The sequence below is a fragment of the Streptomyces diversicolor genome (assembly GCF_057537855.1).
Map to the genome: position 1 here is coordinate 136,974 of NZ_BAAJXA010000022.1, position 24,354 is coordinate 161,327.

19 protein-coding genes and 1 pseudogene are annotated in these 24,354 nt (G+C 71.5%); 6 read left to right on the forward strand and 14 right to left on the reverse strand.

Features of this window, described 5'->3' with window-relative positions; all coding sequences use genetic code 11:
• The first annotated feature begins 9 nt into the window (after positions 1-9).
• The gene (locus AC27LF_RS25885) at positions 10-1,032 is read left to right on the forward strand and encodes a TIGR03842 family LLM class F420-dependent oxidoreductase (protein WP_479658775.1); all 1,023 of its coding nucleotides are present in this window, start codon (positions 10-12) and stop codon (positions 1,030-1,032) included.
• A gap of 104 nt (positions 1,033-1,136) precedes the next feature.
• On the forward strand, positions 1,137-2,654 hold the full coding sequence (locus tag AC27LF_RS25890; RefSeq protein ID WP_479658774.1) for an NCS1 family nucleobase:cation symporter-1: 1,518 nt from the start codon (positions 1,137-1,139) through the stop codon (positions 2,652-2,654).
• Positions 2,655-2,853: 199 nt separating this feature from the next.
• Here AC27LF_RS25890 and AC27LF_RS25895 read toward each other — a convergent pair whose 3' ends face one another.
• The 7 genes from AC27LF_RS25895 to AC27LF_RS25925 all read right to left on the reverse strand — a co-directional run bounded on the left by AC27LF_RS25895 (position 2,854) and on the right by AC27LF_RS25925 (position 11,327).
• A complete protein-coding gene (locus tag AC27LF_RS25895) occupies positions 2,854-3,606 on the reverse strand; it encodes a class I SAM-dependent methyltransferase (RefSeq protein WP_479658773.1) in 753 nt (250 codons plus the stop codon).
• Positions 3,603-4,910, reverse strand: coding sequence for a flavodoxin family protein (locus AC27LF_RS25900; RefSeq protein WP_479658772.1), 1,308 nt, complete (start codon positions 4,908-4,910; stop codon positions 3,603-3,605). Before AC27LF_RS25900 ends, AC27LF_RS25895 begins: the two co-directional genes overlap by 4 nt.
• The gene (gene ribD / locus AC27LF_RS25905) at positions 4,907-6,037 is read right to left on the reverse strand and encodes a bifunctional diaminohydroxyphosphoribosylaminopyrimidine deaminase/5-amino-6-(5-phosphoribosylamino)uracil reductase RibD (RefSeq protein WP_479658771.1); all 1,131 of its coding nucleotides are present in this window, start codon (positions 6,035-6,037) and stop codon (positions 4,907-4,909) included. The genes AC27LF_RS25900 and ribD overlap by 4 nt, the downstream gene beginning before the upstream one ends.
• Positions 6,034-7,026, reverse strand: coding sequence for a formylglycine-generating enzyme family protein (locus tag AC27LF_RS25910; RefSeq protein WP_479658770.1), 993 nt, complete (start codon positions 7,024-7,026; stop codon positions 6,034-6,036). The genes ribD and AC27LF_RS25910 overlap by 4 nt, the downstream gene beginning before the upstream one ends.
• Positions 7,027-7,150: 124 nt before the next feature.
• Positions 7,151-8,839, reverse strand: coding sequence for a WD40 repeat domain-containing protein (locus AC27LF_RS25915; RefSeq protein WP_479658769.1), 1,689 nt, complete (start codon positions 8,837-8,839; stop codon positions 7,151-7,153).
• Positions 8,836-9,513, reverse strand: a complete 678-nt coding sequence (locus tag AC27LF_RS25920) for a GTP cyclohydrolase II (protein WP_479658768.1) — start codon at positions 9,511-9,513, stop codon at positions 8,836-8,838. Before AC27LF_RS25920 ends, AC27LF_RS25915 begins: the two co-directional genes overlap by 4 nt.
• Before the next feature lie 353 nt (positions 9,514-9,866).
• Positions 9,867-11,327, reverse strand: a complete 1,461-nt coding sequence (locus tag AC27LF_RS25925; protein WP_479658767.1) for an MFS transporter — start codon at positions 11,325-11,327, stop codon at positions 9,867-9,869.
• A gap of 130 nt (positions 11,328-11,457) precedes the next feature.
• Here AC27LF_RS25925 and AC27LF_RS25930 point away from each other — a divergent pair, with 130 nt between their 5' ends.
• Positions 11,458-11,754 carry an ArsR/SmtB family transcription factor gene (locus tag AC27LF_RS25930; RefSeq protein ID WP_479658766.1) on the forward strand — a complete coding sequence of 99 codons (297 nt, stop codon included), beginning with the start codon at positions 11,458-11,460 and terminating at the stop codon, positions 11,752-11,754.
• Between the two features lie 301 nt (positions 11,755-12,055).
• Here the strand turns inward: AC27LF_RS25930 and AC27LF_RS25935 are convergent, their stop codons facing one another.
• The 5 genes from AC27LF_RS25935 to AC27LF_RS25955 are packed head-to-tail and all read right to left on the reverse strand — an operon-like array spanning position 12,056 to position 17,273.
• A complete protein-coding gene (locus AC27LF_RS25935) occupies positions 12,056-12,805 on the reverse strand; it encodes a class I SAM-dependent methyltransferase (RefSeq protein WP_479658765.1) in 750 nt (249 codons plus the stop codon).
• Positions 12,802-15,150 (reverse strand): xanthine dehydrogenase family protein molybdopterin-binding subunit, encoded by a 2,349-nt coding sequence (locus AC27LF_RS25940; RefSeq protein WP_479658764.1) that lies wholly within the window; start codon positions 15,148-15,150, stop codon positions 12,802-12,804. Before AC27LF_RS25940 ends, AC27LF_RS25935 begins: the two co-directional genes overlap by 4 nt.
• A complete protein-coding gene (locus AC27LF_RS25945) occupies positions 15,147-15,638 on the reverse strand; it encodes a (2Fe-2S)-binding protein (protein WP_479658763.1) in 492 nt (163 codons plus the stop codon). The genes AC27LF_RS25940 and AC27LF_RS25945 overlap by 4 nt, the downstream gene beginning before the upstream one ends.
• Positions 15,629-16,510, reverse strand: a complete 882-nt coding sequence (locus AC27LF_RS25950; RefSeq protein ID WP_479658885.1) for an FAD binding domain-containing protein — start codon at positions 16,508-16,510, stop codon at positions 15,629-15,631. Before AC27LF_RS25950 ends, AC27LF_RS25945 begins: the two co-directional genes overlap by 10 nt.
• A 13-nt stretch (positions 16,511-16,523) precedes the next feature.
• Positions 16,524-17,273, reverse strand: coding sequence for a class I SAM-dependent methyltransferase (locus tag AC27LF_RS25955; protein WP_479658762.1), 750 nt, complete (start codon positions 17,271-17,273; stop codon positions 16,524-16,526).
• Positions 17,274-17,749: 476 nt separating this feature from the next.
• Here AC27LF_RS25955 and AC27LF_RS25960 point away from each other — a divergent pair, with 476 nt between their 5' ends.
• Complete coding sequence (locus AC27LF_RS25960; RefSeq protein ID WP_479658761.1) at positions 17,750-20,671, forward strand: AAA family ATPase; 2,922 nt, start codon at positions 17,750-17,752, stop codon at positions 20,669-20,671.
• 48 nt (positions 20,672-20,719) lie between these two features.
• Positions 20,720-20,872 (forward strand): annotated as a pseudogene (locus AC27LF_RS25965) (nitrate reductase); the annotation flags it as partial.
• Between the two features lie 127 nt (positions 20,873-20,999).
• Here AC27LF_RS25965 and AC27LF_RS25970 read toward each other — a convergent pair.
• Entirely contained in the window at positions 21,000-21,407 is a 408-nt protein-coding gene (locus tag AC27LF_RS25970; RefSeq protein WP_479664444.1) for a hypothetical protein, read from the reverse strand.
• A 118-nt stretch (positions 21,408-21,525) separates the two neighbouring features.
• The gene (locus tag AC27LF_RS25975; protein ID WP_479662316.1) at positions 21,526-22,200 is read right to left on the reverse strand and encodes a hypothetical protein; all 675 of its coding nucleotides are present in this window, start codon (positions 22,198-22,200) and stop codon (positions 21,526-21,528) included.
• 339 nt (positions 22,201-22,539) lie between these two features.
• On the opposite strand from AC27LF_RS25975, the gene AC27LF_RS25980 reads away from it, so the two are divergent.
• Positions 22,540-24,351, forward strand: coding sequence for a gamma-glutamyltransferase family protein (locus AC27LF_RS25980; RefSeq protein ID WP_479662317.1), 1,812 nt, complete (start codon positions 22,540-22,542; stop codon positions 24,349-24,351).
• Positions 24,352-24,354: the final 3 nt, after the last annotated feature.

Sequence of the window (24,354 nt, forward strand, 5' to 3'; positions counted from 1 at the left end):
GTGGCGCCCATGGACTTCGGACTCGTCCTGCAGACCGACCCGCCGGCCTCCCACGTCATCAGCCTGATGCAGCGGGCCGAGCGCAACGGGTTCAGCCACGGCTGGACCTTCGACTCCGCCGTGCTCTGGCAGGAACCCTTCGTGATCTACAGTCAGATCCTGTCCAGCACCGAGAAGTTGACCGTGGGTCCGATGGTCACCAACCCGGGCACCCGCACCTGGGAGGTCACCGCCTCCACGTTCGCCACGCTCAACGACATGTTCGGCAACCGCACCGTGTGCGGCATCGGCCGCGGCGACTCGGCGATGCGGGTGGCGGGCCGCAAACCCAACACGCTGGCCCGGATCAGCGACGCCATGAAGGTCATCCGGGCGCTCGGCCGCGGCGAGGAGGCCGACCTCGGCGGCGGCACCGTCGTCAGATTCCCCTGGATCAAGCCGGGCGCCGAACTCCCGGTCTGGATGGCCGCGTACGGCCCCAAGGCTCTGAAGATGACCGGTGAGGAGGCCGACGGATTCATCCTCCAGCTCGCCGACCTCTACCTCACCGAGCACATGGTCAAGGCCGTCAAGGACGCGGCCGTCGCCGCCGGACGCGAGCCCGCCGAGGTGAGGATCTGCGTCGCGGCCCCCGCGTACGTCACCGCCGACGACTCGCCCGCGGCGCTCGCCCACGCGCGCGAGCAGTGCCGCTGGTTCGGCGGGATGGTCGGCAACCACGTCGCCGACCTGGTCGCCAAGTACGGCGAGCACTCCGTCGAGGTACCCGACGAACTCACCGACTACATCAAGGCCCGCCAGGGCTACGACTACGCCCACCACGGACGCAGCGGCAACCCCGACACCCAGTTCGTGCCCGACGAGATCGTGGACCGGTTCTGTCTGATCGGCCCGGCCTGCGCGCATGTCGAAAAGCTGCGTGCGCTGCGCGCGTTGGGCGTCGACCAGTTCGCGGTGTACGCGATGCACGACGCGAAGGAGAAGGTGATCGAACAGTACGGCCGGGAGGTGATCCCGGTGGTGAACGCATGACCCACGGCTTAGCCCCGACAGCACCTCATCAACGCAGCACGGCAGTTCACGGCACCCGCACCGTCGCCGTCCCTCGTTCCCCTCCCTAGAACGGACTGCTGCCCATGACCGACACCGCCCCACCGCGCATACCCGACCCGGCCATCGAGCTGGCCGGCGACGCCTACCCGGCCGGCAGCCGCTACGCCAACGACGACCTGCGTCCCGTCCCCCTCGCCGAACGCCGCTGGACCACCTACAACTTCGTGGCCCTGTGGATCGGCATGGCCCACTGCATCCCGTCCTGGACGCTCGCTTCGGGACTGGTGGCCCTGGGCATGGACTGGAAGCAGGCCGTCCTCACGATCGCGCTCGCCAACGTGATCGTGCTGCTCCCGATGCTGCTCACCGGTCACGCGGGACCCAAGTACGGCATACCCTTCCCGGTCCTGGCCCGTGCCTCCTTCGGCATCCGCGGTGCGAACCTGCCCGCGATGGTGCGGGCGGCGGTGGCCTGCTGCTGGTTCGGCATCCAGACGTGGATCGGCGGCCAGGGCATCTTCATCCTCCTGGGGAAGATCTTCGGCGGCTGGACGGACGCCGCGAGGATCGGCGGCTACCCGTGGACCCTGTGGCTCTGTTTCGTGATCTTCTGGGCGCTCGAACTGGCCATCATCTACCGGGGAATGGACACCCTGCGCCGGTTCGAGAACTGGGCGGCGCCCTTCGTCCTCGTCGGCGCGGTGGTGCTCCTGGTCTGGATCGCGAACAAGGCGGGCGGTTTCGGTCCGCTGCTGCACGAACCGTCGAAGGTCGGCTGGGGCGCGGACTTCTGGAAGGTCTTCTTCCCGGGCCTGATGGGCATGATCGGCTTCTGGTCCACCCTCAGTCTCAACATCCCGGACTTCACCCGCTTCGGAAAGGGCCAGCGGGCACAGGTCTTCGGCCAGACCCTCGGCCTGCCGACCACCATGACCCTCTTCGCGCTGATGTCGGTCCTGGTGACGGCCGGTTCTGAGAAGGTCTACGGGGTGGCGATCTGGGACCCGGTCGAGCTGGCCGGCAAGACCGACAACGTCTTCGGCCTGCTCTTCGCGCTCATCACCGTCTTCGTGGCGACGATCAGCGTGAACATCGCGGCGAACGTGGTCTCACCCGCGTACGATCTCGCGAACCTCGCCCCGAAGATCATCAACTTCCGCACGGGCGCGATCGTCACGGGCATCGTGGGCGTCCTGGTGATGCCGTGGAAGCTGACGTCCACGCCCGAGCTGTACATCTTCACATGGCTGGGTGTGGTGGGCGGACTGCTCGGCACGGTGGCGGGCATTCTCATCGCGGACTACTGGATCATCCGGCGGACCGCGCTGCACCTCGCCGACCTGTATCTGGAAGGCGGGCGGTACTGGTACTCGGGCGGCTGGAACTGGCGGGCCGTCGTCGCCTTCGCGGTCGGCGGTGTGCTGGCGGTCGGTGGCTCGTACTCCACGCTGGACGAGCAGGGGAACAAGGCAGGACCGTTCCCGGCCGACGGCCTCATCCCCTTGCTCAAGCCGCTCGCCGACTACGGCTGGGCCGTGGGGCTGGGAGCCTCGCTCGTCGTCCACGTCCTGCTGACGGCCGGAGGGCGAAAGCGCACCTGAGGGGCGCCTGCCGCTGGGCGACCGGGTTCGCCCAGCAGCAGACCCGTCCGGCGTGACCGACACCACGCTCACGCGGCACAGAACCCGGCGTACAGCCCGACTCGTCCGGTGGCGAGGGTACGGCGATGCGGAGCGGTTGCGGCGGCTCTGACCCCGGGGGCCGTCAGCCTGGGGCGCGGTATGGCGGTGTCACCTGCCGTCAGGCTCCGGCCGGCTCTTTGGTGCAACGCAGCATGACCAGCGGCGGGTTGGCCAGGAAATCTTCCCAGAAGCCGTCGGTGAACGCCGCCTTCGATGCCCCCGGCACCTGGAGCGGGACCCATTCCACGTTCCGGAACCCGGCGGCGTGCAGAACGCGCTCGTACATCTCCCGTGGCGGGCAGTTCGTGTCGAAGCCGATCGGCGGGTCGAGCAGCGCCGTGATGTGCACCCGGGGGCCCATCGGCGTCGCACCCACCTGTTCGTAGCGGAATCCGTAGGGGTCGGTCGAGGGGCCATCGAAGCGGAACGCGGGATTCTGGGTCAGCGCGTAGAATCTCCCGCCGTCCTTCAGGCTGCCGTGGACACCGCGGCACATCCGGGCCATGCCCTCCTCGTCATCGGCGTAGTTGAGCAGATAGACCGCGGTGGCCACGTCGAACGCAGGCTCCGGGAAGTCCAGTTCGGCGGCGTCCCGGACGTCGTAACGGATCCTTGACGGATGCCGTGCCTCGATGCTCCGGGCGGCGGCGATCATCTCGCCGGAGATGTCGACGCCCAGAACGTGCGCCGCGCCCAGCCGTTCGATCTGCCGGGTGTAGAAACCGGTGCCGCAGGCGAGGTCCAGCACACTACCGCCGGTGAGCGGGCCCAGCATGCCCAAGAAGCTGGGCACCTCCGCGTACCGGGCCATCGGCAGGGTCTTGAAGCCCTCGTACGCCTCGCCGATCTCGTCGTACTGCTGAATGCTCACATCACTGCCCTTCCCCTGGGGACCTCGAAGTTCGCGCCGGATGCCCCGTGCGGCGAGCGGCCCGCCCGCCGCTTCGGCTGTCGACGCAGCCAGTGCCCCACCACCGCGGTCCGGCGCCCCTGGTGGCGGACCGCCGCCAGCACCTGCGGGCTCGGGACGGCGCCGTCCGACAGGGCGTACGCGCAGCCGTACGGGTTCCCGCCCGCCGCGAACACCGCGGAGTCGGTGTACCCGGGGGGCGCGACCACCGCGCCGCAGTGGAACAGCACCTGATGGAACGCCAGTAACGCCGACTCGCTCCCCGTGTGCGGGCGCGGCGTGACGACGAAGGCGCTCGCCGCCTTCCCCGCCAACGGGCTGGTGCCGACCACCGGTTCGAGCCGCTGCGCGAAGTCCAGCAGCGGTGCGGCCAGCGTGCCGCGCTGCGCCGCGGCACCGAACACCACCGCGTCGGCCCACGCCAGGTCCTCGGCGGTGACCACCTGGGCCCGGGGAGCGCCCCATGGCACGCCTGGCGACGGCCTGTTGCCCGAGCCGGCCTCCCGCACCCGCCGCAGCCGGGCTTCAGCCCCCAACTCCCGGGCGCCCGCGGCGCATTCCTGGGCCAGGGTGCGGACGGCGGCGCCGTCCGCGTGGTGCACCACCGTCACCCGGGTGGGATGGCGCGTCGTGTCCGGTACGGCGGGTGGGCGGCAGCGCGGTCCGCGCGCGGCGAATCCGGCCAGCCGCCACCCCTGCGCCCACGCGGCCCGTATCTCGGGCGGCCCGACCTCACTGCCCCGCCGGCAGGCGGCGGACAGGCCGTAGGGATTGCCGCCGGTGCCGGCCTCCTCCGTGTCCCCGAGATCCGCGCCGAGCACCCACGAGCCCCAGTGGTAGACGGTCTGGTACAGGCTCAGCAGGGTGGCCTCGCGGCCGCCGTAAGCGCACTCGGCGGAGGTCATCGCGGTCACCACCCGGTCCGCCAGCAGGCCCTGGGCCCACAGCCGGGCCGTGGAGTCGAGGAAACGCTTGAACGGCGCGGAGACATTTCCGAAGTAGGTGGGCGTCGCCAGCACCAGCCCGTCCGCCCAGAGCACGTCATCGGGCGTGGCCACCTCTTCCTCCAGGGCGAAGGAGGCGGCCGTCCCCGGCTCCAGCGGGTCCTCGGCGGTGTCCGCGACCCGCAGCAGCCGCACCTGTGCCCCGCGGGCGCGGGCCCCCTCGGCGGCGGCGAGGGCAAGCCTGCGGATCGTGCCCCGGCGGCTGTGGAAGACCACCGCGACCCTCGGCCGCTCCCGGCCGGCGCTCCACCGGCCGGTCATCGCGCCTCCGCCGCCGGGTGCGATGTGGTGCGCAGCACCAGCCGCAGGTCGTCCCCGAGCCGGCACACCTCACCGAACCGGAACCGCAGACCCTGCGCCAGGCTCATCGCGCCGAAGTCGTCCAGGACGGCGCGGCCGCCCGCACCGAGGAGCATGGGCGCCAGGTACGCGACGGCGCGGTCGAGCAGGCCGCGCCGGGCGAACGCGGCGGCCAGTCCGGCGCCGCCTTCCAGCAGCACCGAGCGCAGTCCGCGCCGGTAGAGCTCCGCGGTCAGCTCCGCGACATCGATGCCCTGCGCGTCACACGGCAGGGCCAGCACCTCATGGCCATGCGGCAACAGGGGCGGCCGGGTGCCCTCGGCGACCACGACGACTGTCGGCGCCGCGTCGTCGAGGACCCGGGCCTGCGGCCGGATGCCGCCGGTCCGGTCCAGCACCACCCGTAGCGGGGGCCGGCCGGTGACCCCGTGCCGCAGCCCCAGGTGCGGGTCGTCGCTGCGCAGCGTTCCCGAGCCGACCAGCACCGCGTCGTGCGTGGCACGCAGCACATGGCCGTCCGCGCGGGCCGCGCTGCCGGTGATCCACCGTGAGGTGCCGTCCGCCGCGGCCGTCCGGCCGTCGAGCGTGCCGGCGAACTTCCAGGTGACGCAGGGCCGGCCATGCCGGGCCGCGGTCAGCCAGAGTTCGTTGCCGCGCTCGGCCTCCTCGCGAAGCACCCCGCCGACCACCTGCACGCCGGCGGCCCGCAGCCGCGCCGCGCCGCCGCCCGCCTGCGGTGTCGGGTCGTCCACGGCATAGACGACCCGTGCCACCCCGGCGTGGAGCAGTGCCTCGGCGCACGGGCCGGTGCGGCCCTGGTGCGCGCAGGGTTCCAGCGTGACCACCGCGGTCGCGCCGCGCGCCCGCGCGCCGGCGGCGCGCAGGGCCTCCACCTCCGCATGCGGCTGCCCGGCTCCCCGGTGGTATCCCTCGCCCACCGGGCTGCCGTCGGGGGCGAGCAGCACACACCCCACCACCGGGTTGGGGCTGGTGTGCCCCAGGGCGGTGGCGGCGAGTCGGACGGCACGCGCCATGGCGTCGTGTTCGGCGGGCGTGACAGCGGTGGGCTGCGGCTCCCCGGCGCTCATATCGTCTCCGCGAGACGGAAACCCATGGCGTAGATGTCCCGTTCGTACCAGCCGTGCCGGCGGCGGCAGCGGGCGAGGTCGCCGAAGCGGGTGAAACTGCCGCCGCGGGCCACCCGGTAGGTTCCGCGGGTGCGGGCGAGATCGTCGTCGACCGGGTCGCCTCCGGGGTAGGCCCGGTAGTCGTCCGCGACGTACTCCTCCACGTTTCCGGCCATGTCGTGCACCCCGAACGGGGAGCGTCCCGCGGGATGGACGCCGATCGGCACCGTGGTCAGCGGCCCGCCCTCGACGGTGTTCGCGCACAGCGGCCGGAACGATTCCCCCCAGGGGTAGGCGCGGCCGTCGCCGCCGGACGCCGCGTACTCCCACTCGGCCTCGGTCGGCAGCCGGAACCGGCGCCCGGTCGAAGCGGCCAGCCAGGCGGCGTAGGCGTCCGCGGCCTCGGCGGGGACGGTCCACACCGGGTGGTTGGCCAGCAGCTCGGGATAGGCGCCGAACCGCCAGGAGGAGGGCAGCCAGGTGCTGGAGGTGTCTTCCAGGAACAGCCGGTACTCGGCGTTGGTGACGGGGTGCAGGGCGATCCGGAACGCGGCCAGGCGCACTTCGTGAACCGGGCACTCCTTGGCGATCCACGCCCGCTCGACCCCGGCATGCCGCCACTGCTCGACGACGGCGTCCACCGATCCGGGCGCCAGCCCCAACGAGACGTAGGCCGCCGGTACTTCGGCCATCGGCGGGTCGTACGCCCGCACCCGCGGGTCCCCGATGAGTCCCAGGACGGTGCCGGCCGCACAGCGGGTGGCGAACGCCTGCCGGGGGTCCTCGGCCAGGGCGACGAGCTCTGTCGGGGTCTTCGTCAAGAGGTCCTGATGGTTGCGCAGGGCCCAGTACGGACCACGGGAGGCGAACGAAGGGGGAAGTCCCATCGCCTCGCGGTCGGACAAGGTGTTGGGGTTGGCCATGACGGCCGGCGGCGTACTGCCGGTCACGATTGCCTCCGGTGTGCTGTCACGAGGATGGAGCCCACTGGCTGGAGCCACGGCGGGGACGCGCACATGGGCCGACCGGGAAGGCGGGCACCGTCCCCGCTTCCCGGACAGCCGGTCATGACGGTCAGCCGACGAGCGGGTAGACCTGCCCGTCGTAGGACGCGGCGAGGAACACCTTCTGCTCGGCGTCATAGGCGAGAGAGGAGATCCCGGCAGCCGTGGGGCGGGTCACCGCGCTCCACGAGGCGGTCGTACGGTCGTAGATCGCGACCCGGCCGTTGTAGCTGCCGGTGGCGATCAGCCTCCCGTCGTCCGAGGCCGCGACGCACTTGATGGAGTGCGTATGCGGCGTCGACACCTCGTGGGCGTTGCGTTCGGGGTCCCACAGCCGCAGCTTCAGGTCGCGGCTGACACTGGCGAACCAGCCCTCGCCGAGCCCCGCGCAGCCGTTGGCGATCTTGTCATGGGCATCGTCGAGGGTGGCGACCTTCTCCAGCGTCGAGACGCGGTACCAGGTGGCCGAGGCGTCCGCTGCGACGGAGAACATCAAGTCGCCGGAGACGGCGACTCCCTTGACCGCGTTGGTGTGCAGGGGCAGGTCCCGGACCCGCTCGGCCCGGCCGTCGCCGGTCAGCCGCAGCACCACGCCCTCGCCGGTGTACGCGCCGACGACCGCGTGCCGGGCGCCGTCGTGCTCGAAGGCCGCAGCGCAGTTGAGCGGAGAACGGTGCTGGTACAGCTCGTTGCCGGTCAGCGCGTCGAACACCTTGCCCAACTGGCCGCCGGTCAGTACCAGATCGCCCAGCGGCGCCAGGAAGTTGCACAGGCTGCCCGTCTCGGCGACCACGGTGCCGCCGCTGCGCACGGTGCCCGCGTCCCCCACGGTCAGGCTCGACGTGGCCGGCCGGGGCAGGACGGCGTTGATGCCGCCGGTGCTGGGGACCGTGGCGGTGTCCCAGACGCGCTGCTCGTAGTCGTAACGGCGATAGGTGGCACCGAATGTCGCGAAGACCAGCCGGGAGCCGGCGGCGAAGGCGCAGGAGCGCGGCCAGACGTCGTCAGGCAGTGCGGTGGTGCCCATCGGCTCGGGGCGCCGTGAGGCGACGTTCCACAGCCGCATGGTGCGGTCGTAGCTGAGGCTGACCAGCAGGTCACGCGCGTCATCGAGAACCAGCCGTTTGATGCCGGCGTCGTGTGCGGGCAGCACCTCTCGGCCGTCCGCGCCCACCACGATGATCTGGCCCTCGTCGTTGCCGGCGAAGATGATGCCGCTGGAGGAGATCGCGATGGTGTCGGTCTCCACGCCCTCCATGTCGAGGTCCGCCAGCAGCCCGCCGGTCTCCAGGGACCAGCGCTTGATGGTGCCGTCGTCGCTGGAGGAGATCAGCTCGTCCGCGCCACGGCTCCACTCGACGGAGATGACGTCGGCGGTGTGCCCGGTGAAGGTGTGCGTCAGTCGCCCGCCGAAGTCGTAGACCCGCACTCGGTGGTCCCGGGACGCGGTCGCGACCAGTTCCTTGGACGGGTGGAACACCGACATCTCGACGTCGTCCTCCTGGCCGTCGAACACGGCGACCAGCCGCAGCTCCGGTACGGTCCACATCCGGGCCGTGTAGTCGCTGGAGGAGGTGAGCAGAAACCGGCCGTCCGGTGAGAAGGCGCACTGGTTGACCAGATGGTCGTGCGAGGAACGGGAAATCGACTCCCCGCTCTTCTGGTCCCAGCAGATGACTTGGTTGTCGTAACCGGCGGTTGCCACGTAGCGGTCCTGCCAAGCGGCTATTCCGCTGATGGGGCCCCGGTGCTGAATCATGCGATCTCCTGCGTGATCTCGATGCGGTGGCCGTGCAGCTCCACCTTTGCTCGGAGGTAGCGAAGGTTGCATTCGTTGAGAAACGCCCCGGTGGGGATTTGATCCACGACGTCGATGCCGTAGCGCCGCAGCTGCTCGGTCTTGTCCGGGTTGTTGCTGAGCAGGTACACCCGGGACGCGCCCAGCACGCGCAACATCTGGGCCGCTGCCCGGTAGTCCCGCAGGTCGTCGGAGAAGTTCAGATGCCGGTTGGCGGCGAAGGTGTCAAGGCCCAGGCGGTCCTGGACGCTGTAGGCATCGAGCTTGTTGAACAGGCCGATACCCCGGCCCTCCTGCCGGAGGTACAACAGGATGCCGCCGGACACGGACAGCATTTTCAGCGACTCCGTCAGCTGCGGGCCGCAGTCACACCGGGCGGACCCGAAGACATCGCCCGTCAGGCACTCCGAGTGGAGCCTGACCAGTGGGGTGCCGGCCATCGGGCCGCAGGTGAGCGCCAGATGCTCCAGCCCGTCGCTGAGACCTCGGAACGAAACCATGTGCGTGTTCATGGCGGTGCCGTCGGCCAAGCGCAGCGGTACTTCCACCTGTGCTCTGACGCTTACACCGTCGTGACCCGGGTCCGCCTCCGCGGTGGGCGATGACGTGTTCTCGCCTTTGAGTGCGTCGGTCACTGATCCTCCAGGTTGAAGACCCACCTGTATGCGTTACTTCCGGACCAGCAAGAGTCTTCACAACGCGGCCCGCAACGGACATGCGGTACGCACCGATACATGCCCGAAGCATTTTCCGGCGCCTGCCGAGTCCCCACCGAAAGGGCCTCGCGGCACCGGAGTCGGTCTTGCCGCGGAACCGGTGGGTGCCTCGGCACGCACCGGGCCGCCACCCTGAAGTGCGAGGGTGGCGGCCCGGTGCGGTGCGGTCGGCGGCGTCGTTCGTACCCAACGGTGTAAGACCCGTGGCGGACCTCCAGGGGCCCGGCGGGCGGCGTGCCGGATGCGGCAACGGCATGCCGCGGGGTGTCCGGTCAGGCGGTCCGTCGCGCTCCTTTGTGCAGCGGATCGGTCGCGGTGGTGGTGTCCTCGTCGGCCGGACCGGCTTCCGGGGCGCCCCGCACCACGGTCCGAAGCCCCGCACCGATGCCCAGCAGGGCCGCCAGCGCGGTGATGGTGAAGACGATGCCAAGGGCGCTGTGCTGCTCCCACCCCTGGGCGGTGCCCATGGCGCTGACGGCGGTGCCCAGGCCGGTCATCACGGCGACGGACAGGGTCTCGGACAGCTGGAGGTTGGAACTGGCGGCGCCCTCTTGGCCCTTGGGGGCCAGCGCCAGGACGATGGTGGTGACGGCGGGATACACCAGCCCCATCCCGAAGCCGGCGATGGCCCAGCCGATGACGGCGAGCGCCACACTCTGCAGGTCGGTGCCGATGGACACGGCGATCAGCGCGTCACCGGCCAGCAGCAGCACGAAGCCGGCGACGACGCGGCTGTGCCGCCCCTTGCCGCCACTGCGGTGGTCCAACTTGGCCTGGATCCAGGCACCGCTGACCCAGGTGAGCGCTCCCGCGGAGAGCGCCAGTCCGGACTGCAGGGTGCTCAGCCCCAGGACTTGGGTCATGCTCAGCGGGAAGAAGGACTCGGCGCCGTAGTAGGCGGTACTGACGAGTCCGCGCACGATCATGCCGGCCGGCATACCGCGCCGGACAGCGAGCGTGCCGGGCGGCAGCAGCTTGCGCAGCATCGGCAGCGCGAGTGCGGCACCCACCGCCACGAGCGGCAGGGTGAGCGCCAGATTGTGCTCCTCAAGCCCGGCCAGCACGGCGCCCGCGCCCACCACCAGGAGCAGGGTGAAGGGAATACGGCGCTTGTCGGGGGCCGAGACCTCGGGCGGTCCCAGCCTGCGCAGTGCGGGCAGGGTCAGCACCACGCCGATCGGCACCAGCGGCACCAGGACGAGGAAGACCACCCGCCAGTTGCTGGCCTCGGCGATGGCGGCGGCGATGGCCGGCCCGAGCAGCGCGGGCAGCGTCCAGGCGGAGGCCACCAGCGCGAGCATCCGGGCGCGCAGTTCGTCCGGGTAGGCGCGGCCCACGGTCAGATAGGCAAGGGCCAGCACCCCACCGACACCGGCTCCCTGAAGCGTCCTGCCGAGCAGGAACACAGACCAGTCGGTCGCGACGGCGGAGACCACACAGCCGACGACGAAATAGAGGAATGCCTGGAGGTAGGGGCGGGTCGGCCCCGTCCGGTCCGCCCCCTGGCCGGCGAGCACGGTGCCGAAGATATTGGCCAGCATGAACGCGGTGAAAGCCCAGCCGAACAAGCCCAGCCCGTCAAGTGCCTCAGCCGCCGGGGGGAGCACCGTCGCGACGCCCAGCCAGAGGAACGCGACCAAGGTGACCGAGAGGATCAGCCCGATGGTGAGGGACCGATATCGCGGGGACCAGATGCCCTCTTCTGGGGCGCTCGTGCGAGCGGACTCGCTCATGAGCTCTCCAAACCTGTACAGCGCGGCTGCGCGATGGCCAGGGGGCGCTCGTTGCCCGCACCCCGCTCATATAGGAGATTCCCTATACAGGGAAACCACTATATAGAGATTGCTTGATACGCTGTCAAGCGTGACAACCAACCAGTCAAGTGCCGCAATACTGAAGTCCCTCGGCCATCCCGTGCGGCTGGGCATCGTGCGCGCGCTGGCCGTTCAACCGGAGACCTGCGCCTGCGACTTCACCGAGCTCTTCGCCGTGTCACAGCCGACCATCAGCCAGCATCTGAAGGTGCTGCGCGAGGCCGGCGTGGTGAGCACACGGCGCCGAGGCGTGCAGATCTGCTACTCGGTGCGTCCGGAGGCCATCGCCCAGCTGCGTGAGCTGCTGGAGGAACTCGCACCGGCGGCCCTGGCCGACGCGGGCTGAGCGCTCCGCCGGACATGCCGCGCTGTGCCGTCGGTCGTCCGCGGCGCCGTCGTGGCTGGTCGTTCCCTCACGTTCGGGGCGCTGTCGCACCGCGGACTTCACTGGACCGTCCTGCTCAGGCGCTTGTGATGGCTCGTGGACGATGTCCCGGAGCCGGATGACGATCGCTGTGACGGTCAGGGTGCCGCTGCGGACGTCCGCCGGCCCGCCCCCCGCGTCGGCGCTCGGCCCGCCGGTCGCCCGGCTGGGCAATGGTCGCCGTGATCCCCCGTCTGCGCGGATGGGCGCGGTGGCCGACACCTCAGCTCCGGGCTTCGAAGAGCACGATCGGCGGGTTCGCCAGGAAGTCCTGCCAGAAGTCATCGCCGAAGCGGCGCGTGGCGTCCTCCCCCACGGTCATCTCGACCCAGCGCAGCTCACGGAAGCCGGCCGCCGCGAAGGCATGTGCGTACACCTCGGGCCTGATCAGGCAGGTCTCGAAGCTGATCGGCGGCCGCAGCGCGGCCGTGACCCGTATGTATGTGCCGAACGGCGTGACCCGCTGCCGGTCGAAGACAAAGCCGTACGGGTCCGGACGGGGGCCGTCGAAGGAGAACCATGGGTGCTGGGTGACGCCGACGAATCGCCCGCCCCTGCCCAGCAGGCTCCGGGCGCCGCGGCACATGTCCGTCAGCTCCTCGGCGTCCTTGGCGTAGTTCACCAGGTAACCGGCGGTGACCAGGTCGAAGCGGCCCAGCTTCGACAGGTCTGGATCCCCGGCGTCGGCGACCAGGTACTCGGCGCCCAGCGGCGCCTGCCGTTCGGCCGCGCGGGCCGCCTCGACCATCGCCGGGGAGATGTCCACCCCCACGGCCCGCTCCGCGCCCAGCTGCTTGATCTGGCGGGTGTAGAAGCCGTCACCGCAGGCCAGGTCCAGCACCCGGGATCCGCTGACATCGCCCAGCAGCCGCAGGAAGCTCTCCCGCTCCGGGTACACGGTGGGCAGTTCCCTGGCGTTCTTCCAGTGCGCGCCGATCGCGTCGTACTGCTGGGTCTCGAAACCCTCAGTCATGCCGGATGCCTTTCCTGTGACCGGGGGCCGGTGCCCCGTGCGTGTCCGGATGCGATACCGAGGATGTCCTCGGGACGGATGGGGATCCGGGGCAGCTCACGCCCGGTGGCGTCGCGGACGGCGGCCGCGACGGCGGCCGGCGAGGTGACGTGCGGCATCTCGCCCACTCCGCGCAGCCCGTAGGGGGCATGCGGGTCGGGCAGCTCCAGGATGTCCACCCGCATCCGGGGCATGTCGGCCGTCGTCGGGATGAGGTAGCCGGCGAAGGAGGGATTGGTGATTTTTCCGTCGGCCAGCTGGATCTCCTCCATCAGGGCGAGGCCGAGTCCCTGGCAGCTGCCGCCGTGGATCTGCCCGCGCAGGGCCCGCGGGTTCAGCGCCCGGCCGACGTCCTGCGCGCTGTCCAGTGCCACCACCCGCACCAGGCCGAGTTCCCGGTCCACCTCCACGACCGCCCGGTGCGCGGCGAAGGCGAACTGAAAGACGGAGTCGCCCTGGCCGGTCCGGGGATCCAGCGGCCGAGTCGGCCGGTGGTGGAACTCTGCCGATTCCTCCACCACCGCCTCGCCCAGTACCTCGGTGAGTCCGGCCAGCACTCGCCCGCCGGCGTCGACCACCGCGCCCCGGGCCAGCCCCGCCGCGGCGCCCGCCACCCCGACGAGCCGGTCCGCTCGCTCACATATCCGGGCGCGCACCGCCTCCGCCGCGGCCTTGACGGCGCCGCCGGTGACATAGCTCTGGCGGGCGGAGGACGAGGGGCCCGCGTTGCCGAAGCTGCTGTCGCCCTGCTCCACCACCACCTCGTCCAGCGCCAGCTCCTCGGCGACGATCTGCGCCTGCACGGTGACCAGCCCCTGCCCGACCTCGGCTGCCGCGGTGGTGACCGTGGCCCGCGGGGTGCCCTCGTGGACCTCGACCCGTACCCGGGCGGTGGAGTAGTCGTCGAAGCCCTCGACGAAACCGACGTTCTTGAGGCCGACGGCGTAGCCCACGCCCCGCACGGTGCGCGGGCCCCCGGTGGTGCCCGCGCCGTCCTCGGGGGCGGCCGGCTCCGGCAGCGGCATGTCCCTCACCCGGCGCAGCAGTTCGGCGACCGGCGCGGGATGGTCGAGCACCTGCCCCGTAGCCACGACAGAGCCCTGCGCCATGGCGTTGCGCAGGCGCAACTCCACCGGATCCAGGTCCAGTTCGCGGGCGAGCCGGTCCATCTGCGACTCATAGCCGTAACAGCTCTGTACGGCACCGAAGCCGCGCATCGCACCGCAAGGCGGGTTGTGGGTGTAGACCGCCCGCACGTCCACCTCGACGTGCGGCACCTCGTACGGGCCCACGCTGCAGGTGGCCACGGTGCCGGCCACCGCCGTCGAACTGGAGGAGTAAGCGCCGCCGTCCAGCACGACGGATGCCTTGACGTAGACCAGCTTCCCCTCCCGGGTGGCCCCGTGCTCGTAGCGCATCGTCGCCGGATGCCGGTGCACATGGCCGAAGAAGGACTCCTCACGGGAGTAGCACATCTTCACCGGGCGCCCGGTGCGCAGCGCCAGCATGCTGGCGTGCACATGCATGGAGAGGTCCTCACGTGCGCCGAACGCGCCACCCACGCCGGCCAGTCGGAGCCGGACCTTGTCGTGCGGCAGCCCGAGGCACGCCACGACCTGTTCGTGGTCGACGTGGATCCACTGGGTGGCGACATAGAGGTCGACACCCCCGTCATCGGCGGGCACCGCCATCCCCGACTCCGGGCTCAGGAAGGCCTGGTCCTGCATGCCCACCTCGTACTCGCCACACACCACCACATCGGCGGGCGGCAGCGGGCCGTGCTGCGCGGCGCCCCGGCGCAGCCGCACATGCCGGACCAGATTGCCGTCCGGATGCACCCGTTCGGCGTCCGGGGCGAGGGCCGCCTCGGCGTCGGTGAGCGGCGACAGGACGTCGTAGCTGACGCGGACCAGCGCGGCGGCCCGGCGGGCGGTCTCGCGGTGGTCCGCGGCCACCACGGCGACGGCCTCACCCTGGTAGCGCACGGTGTCCACTGCGAGCACCGGCTGGTCCACCACCATCGCGCCGTGCAGCGCCCGCCCCGGGACGTCCTGATGGGTGAGTACCGCGTGCACACCGGGAAGGGCACGTGCCTCGCGGGTGTCGATGCGCAGGATGCGGGCGTGCGGATGGGGGCTGCGGGTGGTGGCCCCCCACAGCATGTTCTCGGCCCACAGGTCGGAGGAGTAGGTGAAGGTGCCGTCGGTCTTCGCCGGGCCGTCCGGCCGCGGCGCGCTGTCCCCGATCACGCCGCCGAAGACGACCGTCTCCTGCTGGGGGTACCGGGCCGGAACGGCGGCGGTCACCGGCCGGCCTCGGGGGCGGGGGCCTTCAGCCGGGCGGCGGCGAGCAGCACCGCGTCAACGATGTGCTGGTAGCCGCTGCAACGGCACAGGTTCCCGGCGAGCGCGGCCCGCACCTCGGCCTCGTCGGGGTCCGGGCTGCGGCTCAACAGATCCTCGGCGGTCATCAGCATGCCGGGGGTGCAGAACCCGCACTGCACGGCTCCCGCGTCGAGGAAGGCCCGCGGCAGGGGGTGCGGTTCCTCCTGACCGCCGGACAAGCCCTCGACGGTGCGCACAGACCGGTCGTGCGCCTGGGCCGCCGGCACCAGGCAGGAACAGCAGAGCAGTCCGTCCAGTCGCACCGAACAGGAGCCGCATCTGCCCTCTTCGCACGCGTTCTTCGTGCCCGGCAGGCCGATCCGTTCGCGCAGCACGTACAGCAGGCTCTCGGTCTCCCGCACGTCGTCGAGTACGTGCCGCTCGCCGTTCACGGTCAGGGTCATGCGCATGATCGCCATTCCGTCCTGTAGTCCTCCCATGCCCGGGCGAGGGTCCGTCGGGCCAGGACCTCCACGGCATGCCGACGGTAGGCGGCGCCGGCCCGGACGTCGTCCACGGGTGCGGTGTCCCGTGCGGCCAGTTCGCCGAACCGCCGCAGCACGTCCGGCGGGAGCGGGGCCCCGGACCGCCATGCATCGCGGTCCGCCAGCGCGCCGGCCAGGAACTCCTCGGCGGCCAGGGCCGGAAGGGGGCGGTCGGCGACCCCTCCCATGCCGGTGCCCACCCCTTGCCGCGCGGGCCACAGCGCCACCGCGAACGAGGCCGTGGAGAGGGTCACGGCGGCGCGGCGGCCCACCCATGCGAAGCTCTGCGGCCCGTCGGCCACCGGCAGCACGACGGCGGAGATGAGTTCGTCCGGCTCCCGGACGGTACGACCGGACCCGGTGTAAAAGTCCCTGGCGGGCACCCGTCGGGTGCCGCGCACCGAGTCCAGCTCGATCTCCGCCCGGCAGGCGAGCAGCATCGGGTGGGCGTCGCCCGCCGGCGAGGCGGCGCCCAGGCCGCCGCCAAGGGTGCCGCGGTTGCGGATCTGCCGGGAGCCGACCGCCGCGGCGGCCTCGGCGACGCCGGGCAGCGGGCCGCTCAGCTCGTCGGCCAGCCGGGTGTACGTCAACGTCGCGCCGAGCCGGACCGTCCCTTCCTGCCGCCGCCAGGCGGCCACGGCTCCCAGCCGGGAGAGGTCCAATACCACGTCGGGGGGTGCGTCACCCGCGTTCAGCCGGACCATCACCTCCGTACCTCCCGCGACCGGCACGGTGGTGGGCCGTGCCGCCATCATGGCGAGGGCTTCGTCCCAGTGGCGCGGCAGCAGGAACTCCATCATTCCCCCGTGGTCATGCGTCGGCGGACCGGCGGCAACTGAACGACACCCACGGCGGATTGGCGAAGTAGCTCTGCCAGTAGGGCCAGCCGAACTCGAAGATCCCCTCGACCGCGAGTTCGGTGGATGCCCATCGGAGGTCCTCGAAGCCGGCGGCCGCGAAGGCATCCTCGTAGACCGATGCGTGCAGCAGACAGGCGCTGAAGTCGAACGGCGGCCGGGTACCCACCGTGACACGGATCCGGCTGCCGCGCGGGAGCGTGCGCTCGTGTGCGAAGGTGAAGCCGTATCTGGCCAGGCCCGGCCCGTCGAGGTCCAGGTCCGGCCGTGCGACCAGCGCGCGGAAGGCGCCTCCGGGACGGAGCCGGCGCGCGACGGCACGGGCCATCTTCAGCATGGCTTCTGGGGAATCGGCGTAATTGAGCAGATAGATGGCGAGGACTGTGTCGAAGGTACCGAGCGCGGGGAGTTCAGCGGCGTCCGCGACGCGGTACGTGATGCCGAGCGGGTCGGCCGCCTCCAGCCGCTCGGCCACCGCCACCATCTCGGCGGAGATGTCCGCACCCACCACGTGTGCGGCACCAAGTCGCCGCGCGGCCCTCGTGTAGACCCCGCTGCCGCACGCCAGATCCAGGACACGTTGTCCGCGGAGGTCACCCATGAGCCGCAGGACGCTCGGCCGCTCCACGAACCGGGTCAGCGGCAGCTGCTTGGACGCCTCGTATGCCGCACCTATCAGATCGTACTGCGGAATATTCTCCACCGAAGCCTCTGGCACAGTGACTCCTTGAAAGCCGGAAGGGCGGGTGATCCGCCCGATGAAAAAGCCATCAAGCTGCCGGCCTCACATTCACGCAACATTGATTAACGGCTGATTTTGCGGACACCCCCACCATTTCCCGGAGGCATGCACCGGTCTCCACGGGAGCCCCGCAGGGGCACCGAGAGATTACGCCCCTGGTACCGAAGTGATAGGCGATGGACCCAGACCCTTTAAGTCTCATATATCCCCCTATTGCGCGACTTTCCCGCGCGCTGTGCGGGGTCCGGGCGCGGCGGACGACGCGGAGCGGAAAGGTCCGACGGAAGGCTGGGGCAGACGGACCCGACGGGCGGCGTGACATCTGACGAAGTGTGCAAAAACCTCCTTGACCGGCAAGACGTGCCTGACCTATCTTGCTCGGAGAAATTCATCTCGATATCCTTGCACCGCATTATCATCTATGACACGCGGGGGAAATGTTGGATTTCTTAGCCCGGGCCAGGGACGGGGAAGGTCAGAGTTTACTTATCGAGGCCGCCGCGGGGATGGGCCGCAGCAGCATGCTGCGTGCCACCGGGAAAGCCGCGCCCGGATTCGGCCTGCGCGTCCTCACCGCCCGTGCCCGCGCCTCGGAGCAGACCATGGAGTACGGCGTCGCCCGCCAGCTCATGGCGAGGCTCGGCGACACGCGGGGAGGCGACGGGTCACCGGACCGGCCCGGCAGACTTTCCTGCCCCTTTCCCGGCGAGGGCCTGACGTCGGCCGACGCCGACCTGCACCCGCTGACCCGGGTGCTGGCCAATGACGTGCCGGTCCTCCTGGCCATCGACGACCTGCAGTGGGTGGACCTGCCCTCGCTCCGCTGTCTCGGCTACCTGATGGCGCGGCTGGAGAGCTCCCCGGTCGCTCTGGTGGCCACTCTCGCGCTCGGCGAGGCACCGGCCAACTCCCTGATGACCGAGGTACTTTCGGGGTTCCAGCACAGGGTGGTGCTGGCCGGGCTGACCACCGATGAGGCAGCCATCCTCTCCACCGACACCCTCGGCGCCCCCGCGAAGCCGGAGGCTCTCGAAGCCGCCGTCAACGTCACCGGTGGCAGCCCCTACCTCCTCAACGCCCTCTTCCGCGCACTGCGGCTGAACAATCTGCGCCCGTGCGACATCACCCCCCAGGACATCGCGTCACAAGGGCCGGTGGAAGTGGCCGAGACCCTTTTGAACCGCTACGAGCGGGCCTGGCCCGGCGCGGAGGCGACGGCGGAAGCCACCGCGGTGCTCGGCGGCGCCGCCTCCGTCGCCACCATCGCCAGACTGACCGGCGGTGAAGAGCTGGAGGTGGCCGACACCGTCGCGTCCCTCGAACGGGCCGGACTCCTGGCCCAGGACGCCGACACCGTCCGCTTCACCCAGCCCATGGTGTGCGCCTCGGTACTGGCCCGGCTGCCACCGAGCCGCCGCAACGCCCTGCATGTCCGGGCGGCCCATGTGCTGTACGAGACCGGCGCACCGCACGAACAGATCGCCACGCAGATCCTGCGCAGCCACAACGACGCGGCCGAGCACTGGACGTGCAGCGTGCTGAGCGAGGCCGCCCGGGAGGCCGTGGGCCGCGGCGCCTACGAGGTGGCACGCGACTATCTGATCCGCGGCCTACAGGAATGCGAGGGCCGGTGCCAGGGCAAGCTTCTGCGGGTCCTCGGCCAGATCGAACTCTCCACGGATCCGGCGACCGCGGCCGAATACCTGCGCAAGGCGCTGGCGCTCAGTCCCGACCCGGCCGAGCGCACCGACATCCAGATCGACCTGATCCACTGCCTCTACATTCTGGACCGACCGCACGAGGCCAAGGAAGTCCTGGAGAAGGGTCTCGCGGAGAGCGGCGGCAGCGACCCCACGGGCGCACCAAGGCTGTGGGGCGAGCAGTTCGTGCTGGGAGTCCTGGCCGGCAGAGAGGCCGGCCAGGACTCCCTCGGCGGCGCGGCGGAGACCGTCTCGCCCGGATCCGTCGACCCGCTCGACCATCGGCTCCGGCTGGACCTGGCCAGCATGCTGGCCTGCTGCCGCGGCGAGGCCCGGGAGGAAGCTGTCCAGCAAGCCGAACGGTCGCTGCGCAGGCCCTACACCGGCCTCAACGAGCGGCTGGCCGCCCGCACCGTACCCATCCACGTGCTCACCACGGCCGATGAGCTGGACAGTGCCCTCAGCGAGTCCGATGCGCTCGTCGAGCAGGCCAAGGGCGCCCGCTCCCGGACGCTCGGCGCGCTGGCGCACAGCATGCGCGCCGAGGTCCACATCCGGATCGGCAACGTCCCCAAAGCGCTTCAGGACGCGTACTGCGCCCTGAAGCTGATGCCGTTGTCCTCCTTCGAGTACTGGGTGTGCACCGGCCAGGCCGTGGCCGCGGGGGTCGGCGCACTGGTCGAGACCGCACAGTTGGAGGAGGCGCACCGCCTCCTCGCACGGGCCGGTCTTGAACACCAGCTGCCCGACCGCAGCAGCTTCGGTCCTCTCCTTTTCCATCGTGCGCAGTTGCGGATGGCCGACGACGACGTCGAGGGCAGCCTGGCCGATCTCATGGAGTGCGGCGCGCAGCTGGCGAAGTCGGGCACCCTCAACCCGGCGGTGCTGACCTGGCGTTCCGATGCGGCACTGGCCTGCGCGGAGCTGGGCGACCGTCAGGAGGCACGCCGGCTCATCGACACCGAGCTTTCCAGGGCCCGCCGCTGGGGTGCTCCCCGGGCCATCGGGCGCGCGCTGCGGGCCGCCGGTCTGCTGGCCAAAGGCCGCAAGGGGGAAGCCATGCTGGCCGATGCCGCGCAGGTCCTGGAGTCCTCACCGGCCCGGCTCGATCTCGCCCGGGTACTGGCCGATCTGGGCATCCTGGCCAGGCGCTCCCACCGCCTCCAGGACGCCCGCGAGTATCTGCGCCGGTCGCTGTCGCTGGCCGAGATCTGCGGCGCGACGAAGCTGGCGCACACCGTCCGCGAGGAATTGCTGGTGTCCGGCGCCCGGCCGCGCCGCCCGACCGAGGTGGGCATCGACGCGCTGACCCCCACCGAGCGCAGGGTCGCGCTGCTGGCCGTGGCCAAGCGCACCAACCGTGAGATCGCGGCGAGCCTGTTCGTCGCGCAGCGGACCGTCGAACTCCATCTGAGCGCGGTGTACCGCAAGCTGTCGATACCCGGCCGCTCCGGCCTCGCCGACTACTTCGCAGAACTCCCGAACGACCCGCCCGAACGTCTCGGGAAGGAGCGACCCGAGGAGGCGCGCGCAGAAGCCGGCCCGGCAGTGCGCCCTGACAACGCGGGGGCCGCCCGTCCCGCTTCGTCCACGGCGACGGTGAGGTCCCGTCTGGTGATTCCGCGCGAGCTGAGCGCGTCGACGGGGCGGCTGTGGTAGCGCTGCTCCCCGCCTGACGGCCGGATCCGGTACCCACCCACCGGGCCCGGCCCGGTGGGTGCGATCGGCGGTGCCGACTTCGAACCGCTCATCGCCGGCCGGCCCGTCCCGGCGCTGTCCTCAGTGGCGGACTACGGCTGGGCGGTTGGCCTCGGCACGTCGATGGCGGTCCATCCGGCGCTGATGCCGCTGCGCGGAAAGCGTGAGTTCTGGCGTGTCCGGTCGGTCGTCAGCGCCCCGAAGTCGAAGGGGCGCGGGGAACTGCGCGACCAGCCACGGCGGTGCCGCGGACGACCGACGGCACAGCGCGGCATTTCCAGCGGAGCGCTCAGGACGGGTCGGGCAGTCGGCCCGTGCATGTCGCCCGGCCGAACTCGCCGGAGGCGGTGGCGCTTTGCACATGGCCGCCGCGGATGGCCGGCGCGCACCGGGCCTGTCCGCCCCGCTCCCCGAGGACGATGTTGACGATCGGGTCCCGGCCGACCGGGACCTCCACGGTCTTGCGCCACGGCAGCGTCGCCGCGGACACCACGGTGGCCCATCCCGCCTCGCTGCCGGCCTGGTAGGTGATCTCGCCGGTGCCGGTCCCCGTCACCTCGTACGTCACCGGCGCGGTGCGGGTCCGCTGCTCCGCCGTGCCGGCGCCGCCGCCGTCGGAGTCGAGGACGCCGTACAGACCGAGGGCCAGACAGGCGGCGGGCGTTCCGTGCCGCGCCGGCCACCGCCGGCCCGGCACGGAACGCCCGCCGCTCGGAATGCTCCCCGGCCGGCGACCCGGCCCCTTCCTGGGAACGTGCCTCGCCCGCCCGGGTGCGGGCCGACGCCCGCACCCGCCGCGCCGGGCCCCTGGGCCTTCAGCTCTTCCCTGCGCCGTTCTCCAGCGCCGACACGGCCGCCTTCGCCGCCTTGATGGCCCCCTTGTTGATCTCGTCGGTGGCGGGCGCCTTCTTCGTCTCGAAGTCGCTGCCGTTGTAGGTGACGATCACCAGGGCGTTGGCGGTACGCACCACGACCACGCCCTCGCGGGTCTCCTGCTTGTCCTCGGTGGTGAGGTTCACCACCGAATAACCCGAGTCGCCGACACCCGGAACGGCACCACCGCCGGTCTTCTCCGAAACCCGCTTCTCGTACTCCTTCTGTGCCGCCTTGTCCGACTCGGCGATCTCGTAGGAGACGTCGAGCCAGCGGTAGTCGTACCCCTTGAGCGCGTTCCAGGAACAGGTGCGGCGCAGCTTCGGGTCCGTCGAGGGGATCTCCTTGCCGGCCGTCTTGGCACCGGGCACCAGGTCGGTGACGGTTGCCTTGGGCACGCCGGCGCAGGGCGCGGGCGCGGCGGCGTACGTCTTCGACACGGCCGTCGATGACGGCGCCGAGGGCGACGACCGGTCGGCCGCCTTCTGCTCCGGCTGCTGTTCCGTGGCCGGCGACGCGGCGAACGGACCGGATGTCAGCGCCCAGCCGGCCACGGCGAGCACGGCGACCGGCGACAGACGCGCGGTGAGGGCGAGCGGCAGAGGAAGATGACGCACGGCGTACTTCTCGTGGGGGAGGGGGAGTGCGGAGGGGGTCCACACTGCGGGACGCCAGTGTCACACGACTGGCTGTGCGGCGGAAGTGCCAACCCGCTCGGCACCGTGCGGTGACGGTGGAGACCGTGGGAAGGTGCGGACGAACCGTACCCATCACGGCCGCAGGCCCGGCGCCCCGGACCGCGCGGCAGGCCGGCTTCGCCCACGAGTCGGACGGTCACTGTCGCCGCCGACCAGGCTGACGCGCGCCGGTCCCGCGCCACCGTGCGCGCTCTGGACGGACGGATCCCTCCCCTGCGTACGATCACACGATCGACCGCCGCTCAGTGAGGAGACCCCGTGTTCACCACCCGGCCCACCCTCCAGGGCACCTTCGGCATGGTGTCCTCCACACACTGGCTGGCCTCGCAGTCCGCGATGGCCGTGCTGGAGGACGGCGGCAACGCCTTCGACGCGGCCGTGGCCGGCGCGTTCGTGCTGCATGTCGTCGAGCCGCACCTGAACGGACCGGCCGGCGAGGTGCCGATCCTGCTCGCTCCCGCGGGCGGCGAGGTGCGGGTGCTGTGCGGGCAGGGCGTGGCCCCCGCGGGTGCCACGGTCGCGCACTACCGGGGACTCGGCCTGGACCTCGTACCCGGCACGGGACCGCTCGCCGCCGCCGTGCCCGGCGCCTTCGACGCCTGGCTGCTGCTTCTGCGCGACCACGGCACCAAGTCCCTCGCCGATGTCCTGCGGTACGCGATCGGCTACGCCGAACACGGACACCCGCCCGTGGAGAACCTCGGCCGGACCGTCGAGAGCGTCCGCGAACTGTTCGAGACCGAGTGGACCTCGTCGGCGCAGGTATATCTGCCCGGCGGCCCCTCGCCCCGGCCCGGCCGGCTGCTGCGCAACCCCGCGCTCGCCGCCACCTGGAAGCGGCTGCTCGCCGAGACCGAGGCCGCGGGCGACAGGCAGGCGCGGATCGATGCCGCCCGCGAGGTGTGGCGGACCGGTTTCATCGCCGAGGCGCTGGTACGGCAGGCCCGGCGGCCCACCCTGGACACCAGCGGCGAACGGCACAGCGGCACGCTCGGCGCCGCCGACCTCGCCGGCTGGTCCGCGAGCTACGAGGCCCCCGCGACCTACGACTGGCAGGGCTGGACGGTGTGCAAGGCGGGCCCCTGGAGCCAGGGCCCCGCCCTGCTCCAGCAGCTGGCCCTGCTCCCGCCCGAACTGCCCCCGTACGGTTCCGCCGACTACCTCCACCTGCTGATCGAGGGCTGCAAGCTCGCCATGGCCGACCGCGAGGCATGGTACGGCGACGCCGCCGACGTACCGCTCGCCGAGCTGCTGTCCGACGCGTACAACGCCCGGCGGCGGGCGCTCGTCGGCGACCGCGCCTCCCGCGAACTGCGGCCCGGCAGCCCCGGCGGGCGCACCCCACGGCTGAGCGCGCACGCGTACACGGTCGCCGGCGACGAGGCCGGGTTCGACCCGCTGGGCGCCGGCGAGCCGACCATCGCGCACCCGCCGGGCGTGCCGGAGCCGGCCGCCGACGGCGCCACCCGCGGGGACACCTGTCACCTCGACGTCGTCGACCGCTGGGGCAACATGATCTCGGCGACGCCCAGCGGCGGCTGGCTCCAGTCCAACCCGGTCGTGCCCGAACTCGGCTTTCCGCTCGGCACCCGGCTCCAGATGACCTGGCTTGAGGAGGGCCTGCCCAACTCCCTGACCCCCGGCCGCCGCCCGCGCACCACGCTCACCCCGTCCATCGCGCTGCGCGACGGGACGCCCGTGATGGCCTTCGGCACCCCCGGCGGGGACCAGCAGGACCAGTGGCAACTGCACTTCTTCCTCGCCGTCGCGCTGCGCGGCCCGGTCCGCGGCGGCCTCGACCTCCAGGGCGCGATCGATGCCCCGAACTGGCACAACGACAGCTTCCCCAGCTCCTTCTACCCGCGCGGCCGGCGCCCGGGCAGCGTCACCGTGGAGTCCCGCACCGACCCCGCGGTCGTCGCGGAACTGCGGCGGCGCGGCCATGACGTCACCGTCGGCCACGGCTGGTCCGAGGGACGCCTGTGCGTGGTGGCCCGGGACCCCGCGACCGGCGTGCTCTCGGCGGCGGCCAACCCGCGCGGGATGCAGGGGTACGCGGTGGGCCGCTGATCT

What these genes read in the sequence shown, in the direction of transcription:
- AC27LF_RS25945 (WP_479658763.1), bottom strand. Translation starts at nt 15,638, where the DNA reads ATGCGCATGACCCTGACCGTGAACGGCGAGCGGCACGTACTCGACGAC.
- AC27LF_RS25890 (WP_479658774.1), top strand. Translation starts at nt 1,137, where the DNA reads ATGACCGACACCGCCCCACCGCGCATACCCGACCCGGCCATCGAGCTG.
- AC27LF_RS25935 (WP_479658765.1), bottom strand. Translation starts at nt 12,805, where the DNA reads ATGACTGAGGGTTTCGAGACCCAGCAGTACGACGCGATCGGCGCGCAC.
- AC27LF_RS25925 (WP_479658767.1), bottom strand. Translation starts at nt 11,327, where the DNA reads ATGAGCGAGTCCGCTCGCACGAGCGCCCCAGAAGAGGGCATCTGGTCC.
- AC27LF_RS25950 (WP_479658885.1), bottom strand. Translation starts at nt 16,510, where the DNA reads ATGGAGTTCCTGCTGCCGCGCCACTGGGACGAAGCCCTCGCCATGATG.
- ribD (WP_479658771.1), bottom strand. Translation starts at nt 6,037, where the DNA reads ATGAGCGCCGGGGAGCCGCAGCCCACCGCTGTCACGCCCGCCGAACAC.
- AC27LF_RS25960 (WP_479658761.1), top strand. Translation starts at nt 17,750, where the DNA reads ATGTTGGATTTCTTAGCCCGGGCCAGGGACGGGGAAGGTCAGAGTTTA.
- AC27LF_RS25885 (WP_479658775.1), top strand. Translation starts at nt 10, where the DNA reads ATGGACTTCGGACTCGTCCTGCAGACCGACCCGCCGGCCTCCCACGTC.
- AC27LF_RS25915 (WP_479658769.1), bottom strand. Translation starts at nt 8,839, where the DNA reads ATGATTCAGCACCGGGGCCCCATCAGCGGAATAGCCGCTTGGCAGGAC.
- AC27LF_RS25900 (WP_479658772.1), bottom strand. Translation starts at nt 4,910, where the DNA reads ATGACCGGCCGGTGGAGCGCCGGCCGGGAGCGGCCGAGGGTCGCGGTG.